Source organism: Streptomyces sp. P9-A2 (genome assembly GCF_036634175.1).
Classification (GTDB): domain Bacteria; phylum Actinomycetota; class Actinomycetes; order Streptomycetales; family Streptomycetaceae; genus Streptomyces; species Streptomyces pratens.
In genome coordinates this window covers 34,649-56,107 of record NZ_JAZIFX010000001.1, presented here as the reverse complement: position 1 = coordinate 56,107, position 21,459 = coordinate 34,649, and the positions used below count along the sequence as shown (strand labels likewise).

Annotated in this window: 18 protein-coding genes; 16 read left to right on the top strand and 2 right to left on the bottom strand. The window is 71.7% G+C overall.

Going from position 1 to position 21,459, the window contains the following annotated elements; translation table 11 throughout:
- Nucleotides 1–131 precede the first annotated feature (131 nt).
- Nucleotides 132–1,322, top strand: a complete 1,191-nt coding sequence (locus V4Y04_RS00255; RefSeq protein WP_332424871.1) for an ABC transporter substrate-binding protein — start codon at nt 132–134, stop codon at nt 1,320–1,322.
- A gap of 323 nt (nt 1,323–1,645) precedes the next feature.
- Here the strand turns inward: V4Y04_RS00255 and V4Y04_RS00250 are convergent, their stop codons facing one another.
- Both V4Y04_RS00250 and V4Y04_RS00245 read right to left on the bottom strand, forming a co-directional pair.
- Complete coding sequence (locus tag V4Y04_RS00250) at nt 1,646–2,374, bottom strand: SDR family NAD(P)-dependent oxidoreductase (RefSeq protein ID WP_332432652.1); 729 nt, start codon at nt 2,372–2,374, stop codon at nt 1,646–1,648.
- 2 nt (nt 2,375–2,376) lie between these two features.
- Entirely contained in the window at nt 2,377–3,561 is a 1,185-nt protein-coding gene (locus V4Y04_RS00245; protein WP_332424869.1) for an ABC transporter substrate-binding protein, read from the bottom strand.
- 245 nt (nt 3,562–3,806) lie between these two features.
- Here V4Y04_RS00245 and V4Y04_RS00240 point away from each other — a divergent pair, with 245 nt between their 5' ends.
- From V4Y04_RS00240 to V4Y04_RS00170, 15 genes are all read left to right on the top strand, one after another.
- Entirely contained in the window at nt 3,807–4,535 is a 729-nt protein-coding gene (locus V4Y04_RS00240; protein WP_332424867.1) for an ABC transporter ATP-binding protein, read from the top strand.
- A gap of 40 nt (nt 4,536–4,575) precedes the next feature.
- Nucleotides 4,576–7,341: a branched-chain amino acid ABC transporter permease/ATP-binding protein gene (locus tag V4Y04_RS00235; RefSeq protein WP_332424865.1), complete on the top strand. Its 2,766-nt coding sequence runs from the start codon at nt 4,576–4,578 to the stop codon at nt 7,339–7,341.
- A complete protein-coding gene (locus V4Y04_RS00230) occupies nt 7,341–7,946 on the top strand; it encodes a VOC family protein (protein WP_332424864.1) in 606 nt (201 codons plus the stop codon). Before V4Y04_RS00235 ends, V4Y04_RS00230 begins: the two co-directional genes overlap by 1 nt.
- Entirely contained in the window at nt 7,943–8,404 is a 462-nt protein-coding gene (locus V4Y04_RS00225; protein ID WP_332424862.1) for a limonene-1,2-epoxide hydrolase family protein, read from the top strand. Before V4Y04_RS00230 ends, V4Y04_RS00225 begins: the two co-directional genes overlap by 4 nt.
- A gap of 75 nt (nt 8,405–8,479) precedes the next feature.
- Nucleotides 8,480–9,292, top strand: a complete 813-nt coding sequence (locus V4Y04_RS00220) for an SDR family NAD(P)-dependent oxidoreductase (RefSeq protein WP_332424860.1) — start codon at nt 8,480–8,482, stop codon at nt 9,290–9,292.
- 3 nt (nt 9,293–9,295) lie between these two features.
- Complete coding sequence (locus tag V4Y04_RS00215) at nt 9,296–10,414, top strand: hypothetical protein (protein ID WP_332424858.1); 1,119 nt, start codon at nt 9,296–9,298, stop codon at nt 10,412–10,414.
- Between the two features lie 15 nt (nt 10,415–10,429).
- Nucleotides 10,430–11,206: an enoyl-CoA hydratase-related protein gene (locus V4Y04_RS00210; protein WP_332424856.1), complete on the top strand. Its 777-nt coding sequence runs from the start codon at nt 10,430–10,432 to the stop codon at nt 11,204–11,206.
- A 258-nt stretch (nt 11,207–11,464) separates the two neighbouring features.
- Nucleotides 11,465–12,634: a hypothetical protein gene (locus tag V4Y04_RS00205; protein ID WP_332424855.1), complete on the top strand. Its 1,170-nt coding sequence runs from the start codon at nt 11,465–11,467 to the stop codon at nt 12,632–12,634.
- Nucleotides 12,631–13,830 (top strand): CaiB/BaiF CoA transferase family protein, encoded by a 1,200-nt coding sequence (locus tag V4Y04_RS00200; protein WP_332424853.1) that lies wholly within the window; start codon nt 12,631–12,633, stop codon nt 13,828–13,830. Before V4Y04_RS00205 ends, V4Y04_RS00200 begins: the two co-directional genes overlap by 4 nt.
- 2 nt (nt 13,831–13,832) lie before the next feature.
- Entirely contained in the window at nt 13,833–14,684 is an 852-nt protein-coding gene (locus V4Y04_RS00195; RefSeq protein ID WP_332424852.1) for an alpha/beta fold hydrolase, read from the top strand.
- Between the two features lie 81 nt (nt 14,685–14,765).
- Complete coding sequence (locus tag V4Y04_RS00190) at nt 14,766–15,812, top strand: LLM class flavin-dependent oxidoreductase (RefSeq protein ID WP_332424851.1); 1,047 nt, start codon at nt 14,766–14,768, stop codon at nt 15,810–15,812.
- Nucleotides 15,813–15,872: 60 nt separating this feature from the next.
- Complete coding sequence (locus V4Y04_RS00185) at nt 15,873–17,039, top strand: thiolase family protein (RefSeq protein ID WP_332432651.1); 1,167 nt, start codon at nt 15,873–15,875, stop codon at nt 17,037–17,039.
- Complete coding sequence (locus V4Y04_RS00180) at nt 17,036–17,824, top strand: SDR family NAD(P)-dependent oxidoreductase (RefSeq protein ID WP_332424850.1); 789 nt, start codon at nt 17,036–17,038, stop codon at nt 17,822–17,824. The genes V4Y04_RS00185 and V4Y04_RS00180 overlap by 4 nt, the downstream gene beginning before the upstream one ends.
- A gap of 27 nt (nt 17,825–17,851) precedes the next feature.
- Nucleotides 17,852–19,036, top strand: coding sequence for an acyl-CoA dehydrogenase family protein (locus V4Y04_RS00175; protein ID WP_332424848.1), 1,185 nt, complete (start codon nt 17,852–17,854; stop codon nt 19,034–19,036).
- A 166-nt stretch (nt 19,037–19,202) separates the two neighbouring features.
- Complete coding sequence (locus tag V4Y04_RS00170) at nt 19,203–21,446, top strand: transketolase-like TK C-terminal-containing protein (RefSeq protein WP_332432650.1); 2,244 nt, start codon at nt 19,203–19,205, stop codon at nt 21,444–21,446.
- The last annotated feature ends 13 nt before the right edge of the window (nt 21,447–21,459 follow it).

Sequence of the window (21,459 nt, the reverse complement as noted above, 5' to 3'; positions counted from 1 at the left end):
CGGCCCGCCCACCCCGCATGGACCGGACCGGTCCGGCCTCCGCGGAGTCCGCTCGACCCTCCTGCCGCGCGAACGGCGGCAGCAGAGCGGCCCGCTCCCACACCCCCTTCCTGATCACGTAGGAGACATCCATGCACCGCTCCGCGAAAATCGCCGCCGCGACGCTCGCCCTGGCCCTGCCGCTCACCGCGTGCGGTGGCGGCGACTCCAGCTCCGAGGCGGGCGCCGAAGGCCCCATCAAGATCATGTCGATCGCCTCCTTCGAGAGCCCGGTCTACTCGATTCCCCAGCTGGAGACCGCCATCCAGGCATCGGTCGACGCGGTGAACAAGGGCGGCGGCATCGACGGCCGCAAGCTCAAGGTCTCCTTCTGCAACGACAAGTTCGACCCCAACGAGGCCACCGCCTGCGCCCAGCGCGCGATCAGTGAGGGCGTCGCCGCCGTTGTCGGCGGCATGACCCCGCACACGGCCGCGCTCGCCCCCGTCCTGGAGGCGGCGAAGATACCCTTTATCGGCCCCGGTGGCGGTGACGGCACCGCGGAGAGCGAGGAGGCGGCGTTCTACCCGATCAACGCCGGATCCAGCGCCTTCGTCATCGCGGCCGGCCGGCTGGCCGCGGAGCGCGGCGGCGACAAGATCGTCGTGGTTCCCGCGGACAACGCCTCCAGCCGTGCCTCCGTCAAGCAGGCCGAGCAGGGCATCAAGCGCGCCGGCGGAACCACGACCGAGGTCGTCGCCCCGCAGACCGCCGCCGACTACAACCCGATCGCCCTCAAGGTGCTCGACCAGAAGCCGGACGGCGTCGTGATCACCGCGTCCGGGGACACCGCCACGCGCATCGTGTCGGCCCTGCGCGAGAACGGGTTCAAGGGCCCGATCACCGGCCCGGCGTCCATCGTCAACCCGGCCTCGATCAAGGCCCTCGGCGACAAGGCGGAGGGCATCGTCCTCGCCGGCCGCGGCCTCCCCTCGGCGTACAGCGAGAACGAGATGATCGCGCAGTTCAACAAGGAGGTGCACGCCCTCGACGCCGACGCGCCCATCGACGACATCAGCCTCAACGGCTGGCTCTCCGTGCGCGCCCTGCCCGGCATCCTGAGCGGCAAGAAGGTCACTGACGGGCAGTCGGTCATCGACGCCCTGTCGGACATCGCCGAGCCGGTGGACCTGTTCGGCATCTACCCCGACTACCCGGGCCTCGGAGGCGACGTGCCGCACAAGGAGTACCCGCGAGTCTCGGTTTTCAAGGTGATGCCGAGCACCATCGAGGACGGCAAGATCGTCCCGGACGGCGAGTTCTTCGACCCGCTGGAGGGCTGACCCGCACGGGCGGGACACGGCCGCGAGGCACCGCGACGGACGGCCGGTGGACGGGGTGGCCACCGGCCGTCCGCACGCGCGGCACGCGCGTCCGTCCGCCCGGGACACCGGCGGGCCGGCTTCCGGCCCCGGCCCCACGCCGTCGCCGGCCCGTCTGCCCGGGCGGGGCGTGGCCGATGGCCGTACGCGCCCCCGGGCGGGGAAGGGGATCCCGCCCGGGGGCGCGCCGCCCCGGAGGCGTCCGGGGCGGATACGGGAGCGGGCGGGGTCTCCCCGGTGTCCCGCGTGCCGTGGGCCGCCCGCCCCGTCGTGTGCCGGGTCCGTCAGGCGAGGGACCCCCCGTCGACGACCAGTTCGGCGCCGGTGGCGTACGAGCCGAGTTCTGAGACGAAGAAGTACACGGCCCGGGCGATCTCGTCCGGGCGGCCCATCCGTCCCATCGGGATCACCGCCTCGACCGACGCGACCCGTCCGGGATCCCGCTCCGTGACGCCGGCGATCATCGGGGTGCGGACCAGCCCGGGCAGCACCGTGTTGACCCGTACTCCGTGCGGCGCGAGCCGCCGCGCGGCGACCCGGCTGATCCCGCGCACCCCCCACTTCGTGCTGACATAGGCCAGGTCCGGGCTCTGCGACGGCGGCATCGCCGCACCGGAGGCGATGTTGACGATCGAGCCCCGGCCCTGCTGCCGCAGGTGCTCCCCGACGATCTGGACCCCGAGGATCACTCCGAGCTGGTTGACCGTGGCGGTGCGGTGGAACAGGACCGGGTCAGGCGGACTGGCCAGGAGGTATTCGCTCTTGACCCCGGCTGCGGCCACCAGGGCGTACAGCGCACCGAAGCGGTCCACCGCCGCGGTCATGAGCGTGTCCCAGGACCGCGGGTCCCCCACGTCGTGGTGGACGAACAGGCCGTCCAGTTCGCCGGCCAGCCGCTCACCCTCCGCGCGCTGCGGATCGGCGACGACCACCCGGTAGCCCTGTTCGGCGAGGTACCGGCAGGTGGCCGCGCCGATGCCGCCGGCGCCCCCGGTGACGACGACGGTGTCCATGCTCACAGCTCGAGCGGGTTGAAGAAGTCCCCGTCCCGGACGATCTCGCCGTCCTTGACGGTGCTGCCGACCGTGGCGAACTGCGGCACCCGGGGGTAGGTCTTGGAGTCCGGTGTCGCGGGCACGCCGGTGTAGTCCGGGGCGGTACCGAGTTCGATCGGCTCCTTGATGGCGTCGAAGGCCGCGATCACGGACGCGCCGTCGGTGATCTCGTGGCCCTTCAGCACCTCGGCCAGCAGGTACATGCCGGTCCAGGCGTTGAGGGCGAGATCGTCGGTCTGGGCCCCGGGGTCCTCGGCCTTCATCTGGGCGAGGAACTCCTTGACCTGGGGGATGTCGGTGGACGTGGGCGGCACCACCCGGCTGGTCATGCGAACGCCCTCGGCGAACTCACCGAGCGCCTTCAGGCTGGCCGGCGGGAAGAGGGAGCCGGGAGCGGTGAGCGCGCCCTTGTAGCCGGACTGGCGCAGGCTCTTGACCACCTTCAGCGCGTCCTCGGTGACGACCTGCAGGGCGATGGCGTCGGGTTTCAGCTGCAGGGCACGGGCGACGGTCGCGGAGACGTCCGGGGCGCCCAGCTTCATCGTGACCTTGGCCATTTTGGCGCCGGCCGACTCGGCGCCCTGGATGCTCAGGTCGGCGCCGGTCTGCGAGCCCTCGTTGTCGGAGGCGATGACGACGGTGGAGGGGCCCGCCTCGGCGGCCAGGCGCCCGGTGCCGAGCGACATGCCGGGCGCGCCCGCGTTGACCGGGAAGGAGACCTCGCTCTGCAGCTCCACCTGGCCCGAGCTGGCGCTCCCGGCCACCAACGGGATCTTCGCGGCCTCCAGGACCGGCAGGAACTGGGGGGAGAAGGGGGAAGCGCCCCCGACGACGGCGTGCGTGCCGTCGGACACCGCGCGCTGGGCGCAGGAGGTGGCCTCGTTGGGGTCGAACTTGTCGTTGCAGATCTTGAGGACGACCTCGCGTCCGTCGATACCGCCGTTCTCGTTGATGTCGGCGATCTTCGCCCGCAGTGCCGTCTCGACCTGGGGGGTCGAGAAGACGGGCGTTTCGAAGGAGCCGATCGACATGATCCTTATCGGGCCCCCGGTGGCCGCGGTGCCGGAGTCGGAGCCGCCGCAGGCGGCCAGCGAACCGAGGAGGAGAGGGGATACGGCGAGGGTGGAGAACAGTCTTCGCTTCATGGGGTCCTTGCCCTAGGAGACAGAGTCCTTGCCACACATAACGAAACATAGTTAGGTTAATGGCGTGCAGCCCAGAACATCAAGGGATGTGTTCGCGCCAAGTGTCGAGGAAATCCGGCCATGCACGGATCTTGCGCCCGGCTTGCGGTGGGCGTAAAACCAAACAGCGTTTACTTTGTTGTGTGCGCCGCCCACCACCACGCCATGGCAGCGCACCCGGCTCCACCACCGCTGAGGGAGATGACGTGACTGCAGTCGCCCACACCGAGCCCGGCGCGGCGCGAGCCGCCGCCCTGCGGGCGACGTCGCTGGTCGCCGGCTACGGCGATCTCGCCGTCGTCCGCGGGCTGGACATCGAGGTCCACGCCGGTGAGATCGTCGCACTGCTCGGCCCCAACGGCGCCGGCAAGTCGACCACCCTGCTGACACTCGCCGGCGAGCTGAACCCGCTGGGCGGGGAGATCAGCTGGTTCGGCGCACCGCTCACCGGAGGCCTGCACAAGCGGGCGGCGGCCGGCCTCGGCTTCGTGCCCGAGGAACGCTCCGTCATCATGTCGATGTCGGTCCGGGACAACCTGCTCCTGGGCAGCGGCGGCATCGAGCCGGCCGTCGAGGTCTTCCCGGAACTGGGCAGACTTCTGGACCGCCGGGCCGGACTCCTCTCCGGCGGCGAACAGCAGATGCTCACCCTCGGCCGCGCGCTCGCCCGGCGGCCGAAGGTCCTGCTCGCCGACGAACTCTCCCTGGGCCTGGGACCGCTCGTGGTCGACCGGCTCCTGGCGGCCCTGCGCGAAGCGGCCACCACGCTGGACATCGGGGTGCTGCTCGTGGAGCAGCAGGCGCGCCGGGCCCTCGGTGCCTCCGACCGCTGGTACCTGATGCGCCGCGGCGAACTCGTCGCCAGCGGCAACTCCGCGGACGGCGACGAGGAGATCCGGCGCCGTTACCTCTCCGACCACGACAGCGCCGCCTGACGCGCTCGACCCGGCCTCACCACTCACAGGAGACACCTCCATGGACATCCTCCGGTATGTGCTCATCGGCCTGGGAGCCGGTGCGCTCTACGCGCTGATCGCCCAGGGGCTGGTACTGGTCTATCGGGGATCCGGCATCCTCAACTTCGCCCAGGGCGGCTTCGTGATGGTCGGCGGCTACGCCTACTACCAGGCCGTGGTGGGCTTCTCGCTCCCGCGCTGGCTCGGCCTGGTCTTCGCCGTCGTGGTGGGCGCGGTCCTCGGCATCCTGGTGCAGTTGCTGATCCTCAAACCGATGAAGGAAGCCTCGGCCCTGCTGAAGGTCATCTCGACCCTCGCCGTGCTGATGGTGCTGACATCGGCCGCCGTACTGATCTACGGCAGTGACCTGAAGGCGGCGCCGTCGCTGCTGCCGACCAACGGGATCCAGGTCGCCCCGGACGTCTACGTCGGCGCCGACCGCATGATCCTCTTCCTCCTCGGCGCCGCCTCCACCGTCGCGCTCTGGTTCGTCTACCGCCGTACGACGTTCGGCCGCGCCACCGGCGCGGTCGCCGAGAACGTGCGCGTCGCCGCGAGCCTCGGGCATTCCCCGGAGCGCATCGCGACCGTCAACTGGGCCCTGGGCGCCGGCCTCAGCGCGCTCGCGGGCGCCCTGATCGCGCCGATCACCTACCTGCAGCCGCAGGTCCTCGCCATGCTGGTGATCCCCGCCCTCGCCGTCGGCCTCATCGCCAACTTCAACTCGTTCCCGATCGTCTTCGCCGGAGCCATCGGCCTCGGTGTCGTCGAGTCCCTCCTGGCCCGCTACGTCAGCGCGCCCGGCTGGTCGGCCAGTGTGCCCTTCATCATCGTGGTCGTCGTCATGGTGCTGCGCGGACGCGGCATCCCGCTGCGCAGCCACGTACTGGACCGCATGATCGACGTGGGCTCCGGCAAGGTGCGGATCATCCCCACGGTCGTCGTCACCGCGGTCATGGCCTGGCTGGTCTCCTCGGTGTTCGACACCGCCTGGACCAACGCCGTCACCGTCACCATGGGCTTCGCGATCCTGTGCGTGTCCATCGTGCTCGTCACCGGCTACGCCGGGCAGCTCTCGCTCGCCCAGTACGTGCTGGCCGGCTTCGGCGCCCTGATCGCCGCCCGCCTGGTGGCCGACCTGAAGTGGCCCTTCCTCGCCGCCCTCGCCGGTGCCGTGGCCGTCACCGCGCTGCTCGGCGTACTGGTGGCGCTGCCCGCCCTGCGCACCCGCGGCATCAACCTGGCCATCGTCACCCTCGGCCTCGCCGTCGTCATCTACAACATCGTCCTCAACAACAGCGACTACAGCGGCGGCACCAGCGGCATCGTCGTCCCGCCCATCGAGATCTTCGGGCTGAACGTCAGCGGCCTGCTGGCACCCGGAAACTACGCCGTGATGTCGCTCGTCCTGCTGGTGCTCGTGGCGGTCGGCGTCCTCAACCTGCGCCGCGGCGCCGTCGGCCGGCGGCTGCTCGCCGTGCGGAGCAACGAGCGTGCGGCGGCCTCCCTGGGCGTCAGCGTCTTCGGCGCCAAGCTGTTCGCCTTCGGTGCGGCGGCCGGCATCGCGGCCATCGCCGGTGTGGTACTCACCTTCCGCAGCTTCAGCGTGGTGACCATCAACTTCGACACCTTCAACTCCATCGTGGTCGTCGCCATGACCGTGGTGGGCGGCGCCGGTTACGTCGGCGGCGGTGTCATGGGCGGCACGCTGATGCCGTCGGGCGTCGGCTCGGAACTGTTCTCCGGCATCCACTCGATCGAGTCCTGGCTCCCGCTGATCAGCGGCCTGATGCTGCTGGTCATCCTGGTGCAGAACCCGTCCGGGCTGTGGCAGGTCAACGTCGAACTGGTCAAGGGCATCGGACGCAAGCTGCGCCGCAGGAAGGCGGAGCCGGTGGCCGACGCCGCGGACGTGCAGGCCGCCGAAGCGGTCAAGGCGGAGCCGGTGGCGCCCAAGCGGCTCACCGTCTCCGGAGTGCGGGTGCGCTTCGGCAACGTGGTCGCCGTGGCCGACGCCACGTTCACCGTGGAACCCGGCACCGTGCACGGCCTGATCGGCCCCAACGGCGCGGGCAAGACCACGGCCATCGACGCCGTCACCGGCTTCGTACGGACCGAGACGGGCACGGTCGACCTGGACGGCACCGACCTGACCCGGCTGTCGCCCCAGAAGCGGCTGAAGGCCGGCCTGGGCCGCTCCTTCCAGTCCCTGGAGCTGTTCGAGGACCTCACCCTGCGCGAGAACCTCGCCATCGCCAGCGAGCAGTGGAGCCCTCTGAAGTACGGTGCCGACTTCGTGCGGCCGGGCCGCATCCAGCTCAACGGCGTGGCGCTCGCCGCGGCCCGCGAGTTCAACCTGCTCGGCGAGCTCGACCTGAAGCCCGGCGAACTCTCCATGGGCCACCGCCGCCTCGCGGCGATCGCCCGGGCCGTCGCCAGCACCCCCTCGGTGCTCTGCCTCGACGAGCCCGCCGCCGGCCTGAGCGACCCCGAGGCACAGGACCTCGCCGCGCTGCTGCGCCGCCTGGCCAAGGACTGGGGCATGGGCATCCTGCTGGTCGAGCACAACATCGACATGGTGCTCGCCGCCTGCGACGAGGTGACCGTGCTGACCGCCGGAGCCGTCCTCGTCAACGGCAGCCCCGACGAGGTGCGCAACGACCCGCGGGTGCTCAGCGCCTACCTGGGGGGCGGCGCCGAGGAGCCGGCGGAGTCCGCCGACCCGCAGGACACCGCGCGGGCGGCCGGCCGGCGCGACGGCGACCTCGTCGAGGAGCTCAGCTGATGACCGGGGAAGGGAGCACGGCCCGCCGGGTCGTGCCCGCCCGCCTGGCCCACGTGGTGCTCCGCACCCGGCGGTTCCGGCCGATGCTCGACTGGTGGGCCGACCTGCTCCAGGCGGAGGTGGTGTTCGAGAACGAGTTCATCGGCTTCCTGACCTTCGACGACGAGCACCACCGGATCGCGGTCGTCCAGCCGCCGGACCTCGGCGAGCCCGCCGGGCACACGGCGGGCCTGGACCACATCGCGTTCACCTACGCGAGCCTGGCCGACCTGGTCGCCACGTACGAACGGCTCAAGGGCCGGGGCACCGACCCCACCTGGGCCGTCAACCACGGACCGACCCTGTCGCTCTACTACCAGGACCCGGACGGGAACCGGGCCGAGCTGCAGATCGACCGGTTCCCCGGCAACGAGGAGGCGACCGCGTTCCTGCGCTCGCCGGCCTTCGCCCGGCACCCGGTCGGTCACGGCGTGGACTTCGACGACCTGGTCCGCCGCTTCCACGAGGGCGAGAACGAGGCCGTGCTCACGGCCTACCGCTACGACCACGAGAACGCCCGGCCCGTGCCGGGCCCATCGGCCGGGGAAGGGGAGGAGGGGGCGTGAACACCGATCCGCTGACCGTGGTGCGCGACTTCTTCGCCCACTTCGGGCCTTCCCACGACGACATGGCGGCGACCGCCCGGCGGCTGTGCCACGACGACCTGTGGTGGGCCTCCGCCGGCTTCGACCCGCCCCGGGTGACCAGCCTGGAGCAGCTGGTGACGGACCTGGAGAAGGCGAAGGCCAGGAAGGGGGTGGCGGGCTTCCGGTTCGACCTGGTGCACGCCGCCGCCGACGGCCCCTACGTCCTCACCGAGCGGTACGACGACTCCGTCGACGCCGACGGCGAACTGCTCCACTCGTTCAAGGTGATGGGCACGCTCAAGATCGAGGACGGCCGCATCCGCTGGGTCCGCGACTACTTCTACGACACCCGCGAGTTCGCCGAGCGCTACCTGCCCGAGGACTTCGTGACCGACCGGCCGCCCCTCCTGGACGACCACATGCGCGCCGGGGACTGACCCTCCTTCCCCCGCGCCCCCGACCCTGATAGAACACTGTTTGGTTTTACGCCGAGGTGAACGGAGAACACGACGATGGGTTCCCTGGACGAGAGGGTCGCGCTGGTCACCGGCGCAGGCTCCGGAATGGGCCGGGCCTCCGCCGAGGCCCTTGCCGCGGCGGGCGCCAAGGTGCTGGTGACCGACGTGAACGGCGACACCGCGACCGCCACCGCGCAGGCGATCACCGGGGCCGGCGGCACGGCCGCCGCGGTGGTCCTCGACATCGCCGACGAGGCTTCCTGGGAGGAGGCCGTCGAGGCGGCGCGCCGGGCGTTCGCCGAGCCGGTGACGGTGCTGCACAACAACGCCGCGCTCACCGGCGGACCGGTGATGGACCTCGACCGTGACCCGCTCCACCTCGACCTGGAGGCGTGGAACACCAGCCTGTCGGTCACCCTGACCGGCGCCGCACTCGGCTGCAAGCACGTGCTGCCCGGGATGCTCGAAGCCGGGAAGGGCAGCATCGTCAACATGTCCTCCACCCGCGGCGTCACCGGCGCCACCTGGCGGATGAGCTACAACACCGCCAAGGCCGGCATCATCGGGCTGACCCGCACGGTGGCGGTGCACTACGGGGCGCGGGGCGTCCGCTGCAACGCGATCGTGCCCGGTGTCTTCGACACCCCCGCGCTGCGCAACGGCCTGCCCGCGGAGCGGCTGCGCGAGGTCGAGCGCTCCCATCTGCTGAACCGGGTCGGCCGGCCCGAGGAGATGGCACAGGCGGTGGTGTTCCTCGCCTCCGACCTCTCCAGCTTCATCACCGGCGCGGTCATCCCGGTCGACGGCGGACAGACCGCCTTCAGCGAAGGGCTGGCCCCCGCGGTCAGCCGTGGAATCGAGGACTGAGCCATGAGCAAGAGGACACTGGTCATCGGCGGCACCGGCCCGACCGGCCCGCACATCCTGCAGGGGCTGCTCGACCGGGGCCACGACGTCACCATGCTGCACCGCGGCGCCCACGAGCCCCCCGGTCTGCCCGATGTCCGGCACCTGCACGCCGACCCGCACTTCGCCGAGACGCTTCAGGAGGTCGTCGGTGGCCAGGAGTGGGACCTCGTGGTCGCGACCTACGGGCGGATGCGGGTGACCGGGGAGTTCTTCGCCGGCCGCACCGACCAGCTGATCTGTGTCGGCGGGGTACCGGTCTACCGCGGCTTCATCGAGCCGCAGGGCTCCAAGCCGTGGGGCATGAAGGTCAACGCCCGCGAGGACAGCCCGCTGGCCGACACCGCCGAGGTGCCCGCGAAGTTCGCGATGCAGATCCTGAACGCCGAGCGCTCGGTGATGGAACGCGCCGCGAACGGCGCCTACAAGGCGTCCTACGTCCGGTACCCGCAGATCTACGGCCCGCGCAACATCGTGCCGTGGGAGTGGGCGGTGCTGAAGCGGATCCAGGACGGCCGCGATTACATGATCCTGCCCGACGACGGCCTGTGGACGATCTTCCGCTGCGCCGCCCGGAACGCGGCCGCGGGCATCATGGCGATGGTCGACCAGCCCGAGGTGGCCGACGGCGAGTCCTACAACGTCGCCGACGACGACCAGTTCACCCTGCGCCAGTGGGCCGAGGTGGTGGCGGAGATCTGCGGGAAGCCGCTGGACTTCGTGGGCATCCCGTCGCTGATCGCGCCCTCGGCCGTCAACGAGTTCCTGGCGCCCGCCTCCCGCCCGCACATGACGGTCGACGCCTCGAAGATCCGCACCCAGCTCGGTCACCGGGACGTCATCACGGCGTACGACGCGCTCGTGGAGACCGTCGAGTGGCTGCGGGAGAATCCGCCCACCCCCGAGGCGTACCCGATGTACACCGCCAGGTTCGACTACGAGCTGGAGGACCGGCAGGTCGCCGCCTACGCCAAGGCGGTCGAGATGTGCCGGGCCGAGGCGCCCGACGAGGCCCCGCCCCTGGCCCACCCCATGCCGCACCCGAAGGTCCCGTCGCTGACCGGCGACGAACGCGGACGCTGAGCGAAGGAGGACACCGTGCCCATCCACCAGAAGCTGTCCGAGGACGGCGTCCTCGAGCTGGTCGTCGACGCCCCGCCGGTCAACGCCGTCGGGATCGATGACCTCGCCGCGCTGGCAGCCGTCGTGGAGGGCGTCGCCGCGCGCCCCGAGGTACGCGCGGTGCTCCTGCGCGGCGAGGGCCGGGGCTTCATCGGGGGTGGCGACGTCAAGGAGGTCCAGCGGCTGCCCGGCTTCGAGGGCATCCTCGGCCAGGTCAACGGCTCCACGGACCTCACGGTGGCCCTGCACGAGTGCGCCGCCCCCGTCATCGCCGCCGTACACCGCTACTGCATCGGGCTGGGCGTCCTGGTCGCCGGCGCCTGCGACATCGTCGTCGCCGACGAGGAGTGCCGCTTCGTGCTCGCCGAGGTCGACAACGGTGCCACCGGCGGCGCGGTCCAGGCCATGGGCCTGATGCCGGACAAACGGCTGCGCCAGGCCATGCTCACCTGCGAGCCGGTCCTGGGGCGGGAACTGGCCTCGTACGGGACCGTGGTCGCGGTGCCCGACGAGGAGTCGGTCGTGGTGGAGGCACGGCGGCTGGCCGGGGTCATCGCGGCCAAGCGGCCGGCGGTGGTCAGGGCGGCCAAGAAGGCCATCAACGGCAGCGCCCGGCGGGACATCGGCCCGCTGTACCGCCAGGAGACCGCGCTGACCCTCGAACTGAACATGCGCGGTGACGCGCGCGAGGCCCGCGAGACCTTCGTGTCCGGCGAGCGCCGGGGCTACCTCTCGCGGGGCACCTCTTCGTAGGGGACCACCCGTACGGTTCCCGCCGGGCTCGCGGGCGCCGGCACCGCGGTCCGCCGCGGTGCCGGACGCTGCCGCGAGCTTTCGGCCGAGCGGGGGCAGTCACCCTCCCACGGGCTGTGCCCCACCCTGCCCCGGCCCGGTCCACAGGCCGGAGCCCCGGCCTCGGAGGAGCTGCACAGAAGGATCCAAACGCTGTATGGTTTTGTGGACGGCATCTGACAGCCGGCCCGCACGACGTCGAGCACCGGAGGAACGCCCATGCCCGCGGACAGGTCCGTGAAGTACACCCGCACCCCCTACCTCGTGGTGCAACGGGACAACTCCACCCGCAAGGACGTCTACGGCACGATCGGTGACTCGGTGGTGCTGCAGGCCCAGTTGCTCCGTGGGGAGAACCCGTCCACCACCTGCGTGGTCGCCATGCACCCGATCGGATCGCCCGGTTACCTGCCGATGTTCTCGGCGCTGGCCCGCGCCGGATTCCACGTGGTCGCCGCCGGCACCCGCTACAGCAACGGCGACGCCGCGCTGATCATGGAGAACGTCCTGCTCGACCTCGGCGCCGTGGTGAAGGACGCCAAGGAGCGCCTCGGCTACGAGCGGGTCATCCTGGCCGGATGGAGCGGCGGCGGCTCGCTGATGATGGGCTATCAGGCCGAGGCCGAGAAACCGGTCATCAAGCTGACCGGTGCGGGGGAGTACACCCCGCTCGCCGACACCCGGCTCACCCCGGCCGACGGGGTGATGATCCTTGCCGCCCACCGCAGCCGGCACCACCTGCTCACCGACTTCCTGGACGCCTCGATCCTCGACGAGTCGCGCCCCGACGAGCGCGACCCCCACCTGAACCTGTACTCCCCTCAGAACCCCGACCAGCCTCCGTACACCGCGGAGTTCCTGGCCGAGTACCGCGCGGCCCAGGTGGCCCGCAGCCGCCGTATCACCGCTTACTGCCAGGAGCGGCTGGCCGGTCTGAAGGCGGCCGGACGCGACCAGGAGGAGCACTGCTTCGTGGTGCAGGGCACCATGGCAGACCCCCGCTGGCTGGACCTCTCCGTCGACCCCAACGACCGGGCCCCCGGCTCCTACCTCGGTGACCCCCGCCTGGTCAACGACGGCCCCTCGGCGCTGGGCCGCTTCACCACCACCCGCAGCTGGCTCTCCCAGTGGTCCTACGACACCGCCCAGGTCGACGCCGTCGACGCGGCGTCCCGGGTGACCGTCCCGGTGCTCCTGCTGGAGAACTCCCGCGACGACGCGTGCCCGCCGGCCCACCCCCGGGCCATCTACGAGGGCATCGCCCACGAGAACAAGCAGCTCAGCGTCATCGAGGGCGCGAACCACTACTACAGCGGCCAGAAGGAACACCTCCGGTCCGCGGTCGACCACATCGACGGCTGGCTGACGCGGAACGGGTTCGACCGATGACCGCCCGGACGGCGTCCGCCGACGGCGGCGCGCTCGCCGGCCTGCGCGTCCTGGAGGTCGGACACATCATCAGCGGGCCGTTCTGCGCCCACCTGTTCGCCGACCACGGCGCCGAGGTCATCAAGGTCGAACCCCCGGCCGGTGACGACATGCGCCGCTGGGGCGGGCTCTACAAGGGCGTGGGGCTGTACTGGCCCATCATCGGCCGCGGCAAGAAGTCGGTCACCCTCGACCTCCGCGAGGCCGAGGGTCAGGCCGCCTTCCGCGAACTGGCCCGTACGGCCGACGTGGTCATCGAGAACTTCCGCCCCGGCACCATGGAACGCTGGGGCCTCGGCCCCGAGGACCTGCAGGCCGGCAACCCGGACCTGGTCATGGTCCGCATCACCGGCTACGGCCAGACCGGCCCGCTGCGCGACCGCGCCGGATTCGGCTCCATCGCCGAGGCGATGAGCGGCTTCCGGCACCTCTCCGGCGAGCCGGACCGGCCGCCCGTGCGGGTCGGCATCTCCATCGGGGACGCTCTCGCCGGCACCCAGGGCTTCATCGGTGCCCTGCTCGCCCTGCTGTCGGGCCATCTGCGTCCGGGCCCCCGGGGCCAGGTCATCGACGTGGCCCTCTACGAGGCGACGTGGATGTACATGGAGTCGATCCTCCCCGAGTTCGTGAAGCTGGGGAAGGTGCGCGGCCCCTCCGGCCCCCTGCTGCCGGGCATCGCGCCCTCCAGCGTGTATCCCACCTCCGACGGACGGTGGATCGTCATGGGAGCCAACAAGGACACCGTGTTCAGCCGGCTCGCCGCCCTGATGGAACGCCCCGGGTGGGCCGCGCCGGACGGCCGGTACGCCACCCATCTGCGGCGCGGCGAGCACCAGTTGGAACTGGACGCCGAGATCGCGCGCTGGACGCGCGGGCAGAGCGTCGACGAACTCCTCGACGTGCTGGACCGGGCGGGAGTGCCCGCCGGCCGGATCTACACCGCGCCCGACATCCTCGGCGACCCGCACTACCGGGCACGGGAGATGGTCGTGGAAGTGCCCGATCCGTCCCTGGACGGCGAGAGCGTCCCGATGCCCGGTGTGGTTCCCAAACTGAGCCGGACACCGGGGGTCATCCGGCGCGGTGCGCCGCTGCTCGGTGAGCACAACGACGAGATCCTGGGCGTGCTGCGGACCACGTCCGCGGGCCGGAGGTGACCGTGGAGCGGGCACCCCTGGTCCTGCGCGGCACGGCCGGCAGGATCGTGGCCGATGTGCGGGCACCGGCCGTGCCCGGCACCGGGCGCGGCCTGGTGGTGCTGCTCCACGGAGGGGGCCAGACCCGGCACTCCTGGAGCCGCGCCGCCGAGACCCTGGCGGGCGACGGCTGGACGGCCGTCACCTACGACGCCCGCGGGCACGGCGAGAGCGACTGGTCCGCGGACCGGGACTACTCCATCGAGCACTACATCGACGACCTGGAGCGCGTCCTGGACCAGGTGGGCGGGGGCCGCCCCGCCTGCCTGGCCGGCGCGTCCCTCGGCGGCATGACCGCACTGATGGGACTGGCCCGGCGCCCGGACCTGACCGAGCGTCTGGTGCTGGTCGACATCACCCCGCGTCCGCACCCGGTCGGCATCGCCCGGATCAGACGGTTCATGACGGCCCACCTCGAGGGCTTCGGCAGTCTGGAGGAGGTCGCGGAGGCCGTCGCGGCGTACCGCTCGACCGAACGTCGTTCGGATACTGAGGGGCTGCACCGCAATGTGCGCCGCGGTGCGGACGGCCGGTGGCGGTGGCACTGGGACCCGGCCATCCTCCCGGAGGCCGACGGCGGCCCCCACCCGCTGGTCCGGCCGGACGACGCGGTCGCCGCCGCGAAGTCGGTCGGCGTGCCCACCCTGCTGGTCGCGGGCGGTGACAGCGACGTCGTCCGGGAGGACGAGGTGGGCGAGTTCCTGACGGTGATGCCCACGGCCCGCGCGGTCACGCTCGACGGCGCGGGACACATGGTCGTCGGCGACCGCAACGACGCCTTCGTCGAGGCCATCCGCGCCTTCCTCGACGATTGACCCCTTAACCCAAGGGTGTTAGATTAATGCCACGTAAGGCTCCTTGTGAGTGCCCTGCCGGCCTGACGCGAAAGAGGCTCCATGAAGTTCAACCTGATGTCGCTGGGTGACCTCGTCACCGACCCCGTGACCGGTGAGCGGAGCACCAACGCGCGCCGCTACAAGATGTTCCCGGAGATGGCCGTCCTCGCCGAGTCCGCCGGATTCAACGGCATCAACATGGGCGAGCACCACGGGATCGAGTACATCTACTCGGCACCGCCGGTCGTCCTCGCCGCCATCGCGGAGCGCACCACCACCCTGCGCCTCGGCACCGCCGTCACCCTGCTCGCCAACCTGGACGGTCTGCGCATCGCCGAGGACTACGCCACGGTCGACGTGCTGTCCGACGGCCGCGTCGACGTCGTGCACGGCCGGGGCAACTTCTTCGCCTCGACCTACACCCTCTTCGGCCAGAGCCTGGACGAGTCCGCGGCCCGCTTCAAGGAGAACGCGGAACTCGTCGACCAGCTCTGGACCGGTGAACCCCTGCACTGGTCCGGGCAGTTCAGGCCCTCCATCAACGGCGAGTCCCTGCAGCCGGCCCCGATCCAGGCGGCCCGCGACTGCATGTGGATCGGCGGCGGCAGTTCCCTGGAGTCCGTCGAACACGCCGCCCGCCTGGGCTGGAAGCTGATGCTTCCCAGCGCCTTCGGCGACCCGTCGTTCTTCACCAAGGTCGTGGACCACTACCTCGCCAAGTGGGAGGAGCACGGCCACGACTGGGAGCCGGAGATCGGTGCGGGCTGGCACGTCTGGGTCGGCCCCGACAGCAAGTCGGCGCGCGACCAGTGGGAACCGCGGTACGCCGCTTACCACGCCTGGATGAACGAGTTGCTCGCGCAGATCAACCCCGCCGTCCCGAAGCAGAACCAGCGTCCCTTCAACTTCGACTGGCTCACCACCAAGGGCCCGGCCATCGTCGGCAGTCCGGACGAGGTCGTCGACCGGATCTCCCGGCTGAGCGAGCAGCTCAAGGTCACCACGCACCTCGCCTACATGGACATGGGCGGCATGCCGGAGCCGGAGCTGTTCGACGCCATCGAGCTCTTCGGCAGCAAGGTGATCCCGCAGCTCGCGGGAGCCTGACCCGGCCCGGCGCCCCGGCCCCGACCTGACCGTCCCACTCAGGAGAAACCCATGCCCGAGCTGTCTCCTGCCGTCGTCGTCGACGCGGTGCGCACCCCCTCCGGCCGGGGCAAACCCGGCGGCGCCCTGTCCGGTGTGCACCCGGCCGACCTGCTGGCCACGACGCTGACGGCCCTGCTCGAACGCACCGGGGTCGACCCGGCGCGGATCGACGACGTGATCGCCGGCTGTGTCGGTCAGGCCGGGGACCAGGCCACCAACGTGGCCCGGACCGCCCTGCTCACCGCCGGCTACCCGGAGTCCGTGCCGGCCACCACTGTCGACCGCCAGTGCGGATCCGCCCAGCAGGCACTGCACTTCGCCGCCCAGGGCGTGATGAGCGGTGCCTACGACGTGGTGGTCGCCGGCGGGGTGGAGTCCATGAGCAGGGTGCCGCTCGGGTTCCCGGGGCGCGAGGGCAAGCCGTTCGCGCCCCTGGCGGGCCGTTACCCCGAGGGACTGGTCGGCCAGGGTGTCTCCGCCGAGATCATCGCGGGGCGCTGGAAGCTCGGCCGGCTGGAGCTGGACGAGTTCGCCGCACGCTCCCACGAGCTGGCCGCCGCCCGCGCCGCCGCGGGCGACTTCGCCCGGGAGATCGTGCCGGTCGGCGGCGTCACCGCCGACGAGACCATCCGCCCCGGTACCACCGCCGAACAACTGGGGGGCCTGCGGCCGTCGTTCAGGGACGACGGGCTCGCGGAGCGCTTCCCGGAGATCGGCTGGCACATCACGCCCGGCAACTCCTCGCCCCTTACCGACGGGGCCTCCGCGGCCCTGGTGACGAGCGAGGCGAAGGCCGCCGAACTGGGCCTCACGCCGCGGGCCAGGCTCACCGGATTCGCGGTGACCGGCAGCGACCCGCTGCTGATGCTCACCGGCGTCATCCCCGCCACCCAGCGCCTGCTCGACCGTACCGGCCTGACGATCGACGACATCGATGCCTTCGAGGTCAACGAGGCGTTCGCACCCGTCCCCCTGGTCTGGGCCCGCGAACTCGGCGTGGACCTCGCGAAGGTCAACCCGCGGGGCGGAGCCATCGCCCTCGGCCACCCCATGGGCGCCTCCGGCACCCGCATCCTCGCCACCCTGATCAGCCATCTGGAGGCCACCGGCGGACGACGCGGTGTGATCACCATGTGCGAAGGCGGGGGCATGGCCAACGCGACCCTGGTCGAGCTGGTCCGATGACGGCCCCGGGCGAGACACCCAGGACCGGTGTCGCACAGTTCTCCCTGACCGGCAGGGTCGCCGTCGTCACCGGCGCGAGCTCCGGCCTCGGCGCGGGTTTCGCCCGCGCGCTGGCCGCGGCCGGCGCGGACGTGGTCCTCGCCGCCCGCCGGGTGGACCGCCTGCGGGACATCGCCCGGGAGGTCGAGAAGCACGGGGTGCGGGCACTGCCGGTGCGCTGCGACGTGGTCTCCCCGGAGGACTGCGCCGAGGTCGTCGACCGGGCCGTCACCGAACTCGGCGCGGTCGACGTGCTGGTGAACAACGCCGGGATCGGCACGGCCGTCCCGGCCCTGCGCGAGACACCGGAGGAGTTCCGCCGCGTCATCGACGTGAACCTCATGGGCGCCTACTGGATGGCCCAGTCCTGCGCCCGGGTCATGCGGCCCGGGTCGAGCATCATCAACGTCGCGAGCGCGCTCGCGCTGGTCAAGCCCTTCGCCCCGCAGGCGGCCTATGTCTCCAGCAAGGCCGGCCTGGTCGGCCTCACCCGCGACCTCGCCCAGCAGTGGTCGGGCCGCAAGGGCATCCGGGTCAACGCGATCGCCCCGGGCTACTTCGCCACGGACCTGACCGACCCGATCCCGCGTCCGGCGCTCAACGACTTCCTGGAGCACCACACCACGCTGCGGCGGCTGGGCGAGCCGCACGAACTCGACGGCGTCGTGGTGTTCCTCGCAAGCGACGCGTCGACGTACGTCACCGGTATCACGCTGCCCGTCGACGGCGGCATGTCCGGCCACTAGGCCGCGTAAGACCCTGGAGCGCTGTTCATGAGTACTTCCCTGCAGGACCGCATGTGGGACTTCATGCGCGAGGAGGTCTTCCCGGCCGAGAAGGTCTGGGCGGCCCACCTGCGCGAGCACGGCGAGCACAGCTACCCGCCCGTGATGGAGAAGTTGAAGGCGTCCGCCCGCGAGCGGGGGCTGTGGAACCTCTTCCTGCCCTCGCTCTCCGGCCTGTCGAACGCCGAGTACGCCCCGATCGCGGAGATCACTGGCTGGTCCCCGGTCATCGCGCCCGAGGCGATCAACTGCCAGGCACCCGACACCGGCAACATGGAGACGTTCGCCCTCTTCGGCACGGACGAGCAGAAGAAGAAATGGCTCGCCCCCCTCCTCGCCGGAGAGATCCGCTCGGCCTTCGCGATGACCGAGCCCGACGTGGCCTCCTCCGACGCCACCAACATCTCCACCACGATCCGGCGGGACGGCGACTCCTACGTCGTCACCGGACGCAAGTGGTGGATCACCGGCTCCGCGGACGAGCGCTGCCGGATCTTCATCGTGATGGGCAAGACCGACCCGGACGCGCCCACCCACCGGCAGCAGTCCATGGTGCTGGTGGAGCGGGACACGCCCGGACTCACCATCGAGCGGCACCTGCCGATCTTCGGCTACCAGGACCAGCACGGCCACTCAGAGCTGGTCTTCGACGAGGTACGGGTGCCGGCTTCGAACCTCCTCGCGTCCGAGGGCGACGGATTCACCATCGCCCAGGCCCGGCTCGGCCCCGGCCGCATCCACCACGCCATGCGCGCGCTCGGCATGGCCGAACGGGCCCTGGCCCTGATGGTCCGGCGCGCCGGGGAACGGGTGGCGTTCGGCCGGCGGCTGTCCGACAACCCCGTCGTCCAGGAGCTCATCGCCGACTCCCGCATGGACATCGACCAGGCCCGTCTGCTGGTGCAGCACACCGCCGGACTCATCGACCGGGACGGGGCGAAGGCGGCCCGCGGGGAGATCTCCCAGATCAAGGTGGTCGCCCCGGCCGTCGCCACCCGGGTGATCGACCGCGCCATCGAGGTGTTCGGGGGCGCCGGCGTGAGCGACGACCTGCCGCTCGCCTATTTCTACGCCTGGGCGCGGGTGCTGCGGATCGTCGACGGGCCCGACGCCGTGCACAGGCGCACCGTCGCCCGGCAGGAACTGCGCCGGGAGCGACCGTACGTGGGCTGAGCCGACGAATGACCGGGAGAGACCGATGACCCACAGCACCACCCCCACCCCGACCCCGCCGGACGCCTACCCCGGCGCGGCGGTCCGGACGGACGGAAACGGGACGGCGGACGAACCGGCGGTCCTGGAATCGCTCGAGCGCCGCGTCCGGTGGCTCGCGACGGCGATGATCGACCATGCCAACCGCGGCCGCCCCAACCGCTCCGGGCTCAAGGTCGGCGGCCACCAGGCCTCCAGCGCCTCGATGGCCGGCATCATGACGGCACTCTGGTTCGGCCGCCTGACCGCCGAGGACCGGGTGTCGGTCAAGCCGCACGCCTCGCCGGTCCTGCACGCCGTCAACTACCTGCTGGGCCGGCTCGACCGGTCCTACCTCACCCGCCTGCGGGAATACGGCGGACTGCAGAGCTACCCGAGCCGCACCAAGGACCCCGACCCGGTCGACTACTCGACCGGCTCGGTCGGCATCGGGGCGACCGCGCCGATCTGGGGCGCGGTGGCCGGCCGCTACGTCGACGACCGCACCGGCACCCGGCGCGGCGGACGGCAGTACTCGCTCGTCGGCGACGCCGAACTGGACGAGGGCGCGGTCTGGGAGGCCGTCCTCGACCCCGCCACCGCCGACCTCGGCGAGGTCGTCTGGATCGTGGACCTCAACCGGCAGTCCCTGGACCGCGTGGTGCCCGACATCGCCGCCGGCCGGCTGCGGCAGATGTTCGACGCGGCCGGGTGGCAGGTCCTGACCGTGAAGTACGGACGCAGACTGCGGGCCCTCATCGACCGGCCGGGCGGCGACGCCCTGGAACGCCGGATCGACGAGATGCCCAACCCGGAGTACCAGCGACTGCTGCGCTGCGACGCCGCCGAACTGCGCCGCCGCCTGCCCGGCATCGGATCCGACGCCGCCGCGGTCGCCGCCGTGATCGCGGACGTCGACGACACCACCCTGGTCGAGGCCGTCCGCGACCTGGGCGGTCACGACCTGCCCGCACTCCTCGACGCCTTCGACCGGATCGACGACACGCGCCCTACCGTGATCTTCGCCTACACGGTCAAGGGCTACGGGCTGGCCAGCGCGGGACACCCGCAGAACCACGCGAACCTGCTCGCCCCCGAGCAGCTGCACGACCTCGCCGTGCGCACCGGGGCCGACCCGGCCGACCCGTGGGCCGCCTTCCCCGCGGACAGCGCCGAGGCCCGGCACTGCGCCGCGGTCGCGGCCCGGCTGACCCGCACGCCGCCGGAGCCCACCGCGCCCCCTGCCGTACCGGCGGACCTGGGACGCACCCCGAACGGCCGCGCGTCGACCCAGCAGGCGCTCGGACGCACCTTGCTCGACCTGACCCGGTCCGCGCCGGAGGTGGCGGCCCGCGTGGTCACGGTGGCCCCCGACGTCGCCTCCAGCACCAACCTCGGCGGATGGCTCAACAAGGCCGGCCCCTGGTCCAGCACGGCCAAGCAGGACTGGTTCGCCGACGACGCCGAAACGCTGCTGCGCTGGGCCGAACGGCCCACCGGCCAGCACATCGAACTCGGCATCGCCGAGGTCAACCTGGTCGGTCTGCTGGGCGAACTCGGTGCCACCTGGAGCCGGTGGGGACACCCGCTGTTCCCGATCGGCGTGGTGTACGACCCCTTCGTCGGCCGGGCCCTGGAGCCCTGGTCGTTCGGGATGTACGCGGGCGGACAGTCGATCCTGGTCGGCACCCCGTCGGGCGTCACCCTGGGACCCGAGGGCGGCGCCCACCAGTCGATCACCACGCCCTCGATCGGCCTGGAACAGCCAGGCTGCGTCGCCTTCGAGCCGGCCTTCGCCCTGGAGGCCGAGTGGTGCCTGCTCGACGGCCTGTCCCGGCTGGGCCGCGAGGGCGGCAGCTCGACGTACCTGCGGCTGTCCACCCGCCCCGTCGACCAGGCGCTGGCGCGGATACCGCAGGAGGCCGCCGCCCGGGAACGGCGCCGCCGCCAGGTGGTGGCCGGCGGCTACCGGCTGCGCATCGAGCCCGGCGCCCGGGTCGCGATCGTCGCCATGGGCGCGATGGTGACCGAGGCGGTCACGGCGGCCGAGCGTCTCGCGGCCGCCGGCCACCCCGTGGACGTCGTGGTGGCCACCAGCCCGGACCGGCTGATGCGGGCCCAGCGGGCCCGCGACGGACTGGAACCGGGGGACAGCTGGATCCTCGACCAGCTGTTCCCGCAACGTCGGCCGCAGGCCCTGGTGACCGTCCTCGACGGCCATCCGCACACCCTGGCCTTCCTGGCCGCCCACACCGGCGGACTCGGCATCCGCCCACTCGGGGTGACGAGGTTCGGCGAGTCCGGCGACCTGCCGGACCTGTACGCAGCACACGGCATCGATGCCGATCACATCGTCCGCGCGGCCCTCGATCTGATCGACCGGCCCGACTGACGGGAGGAACACG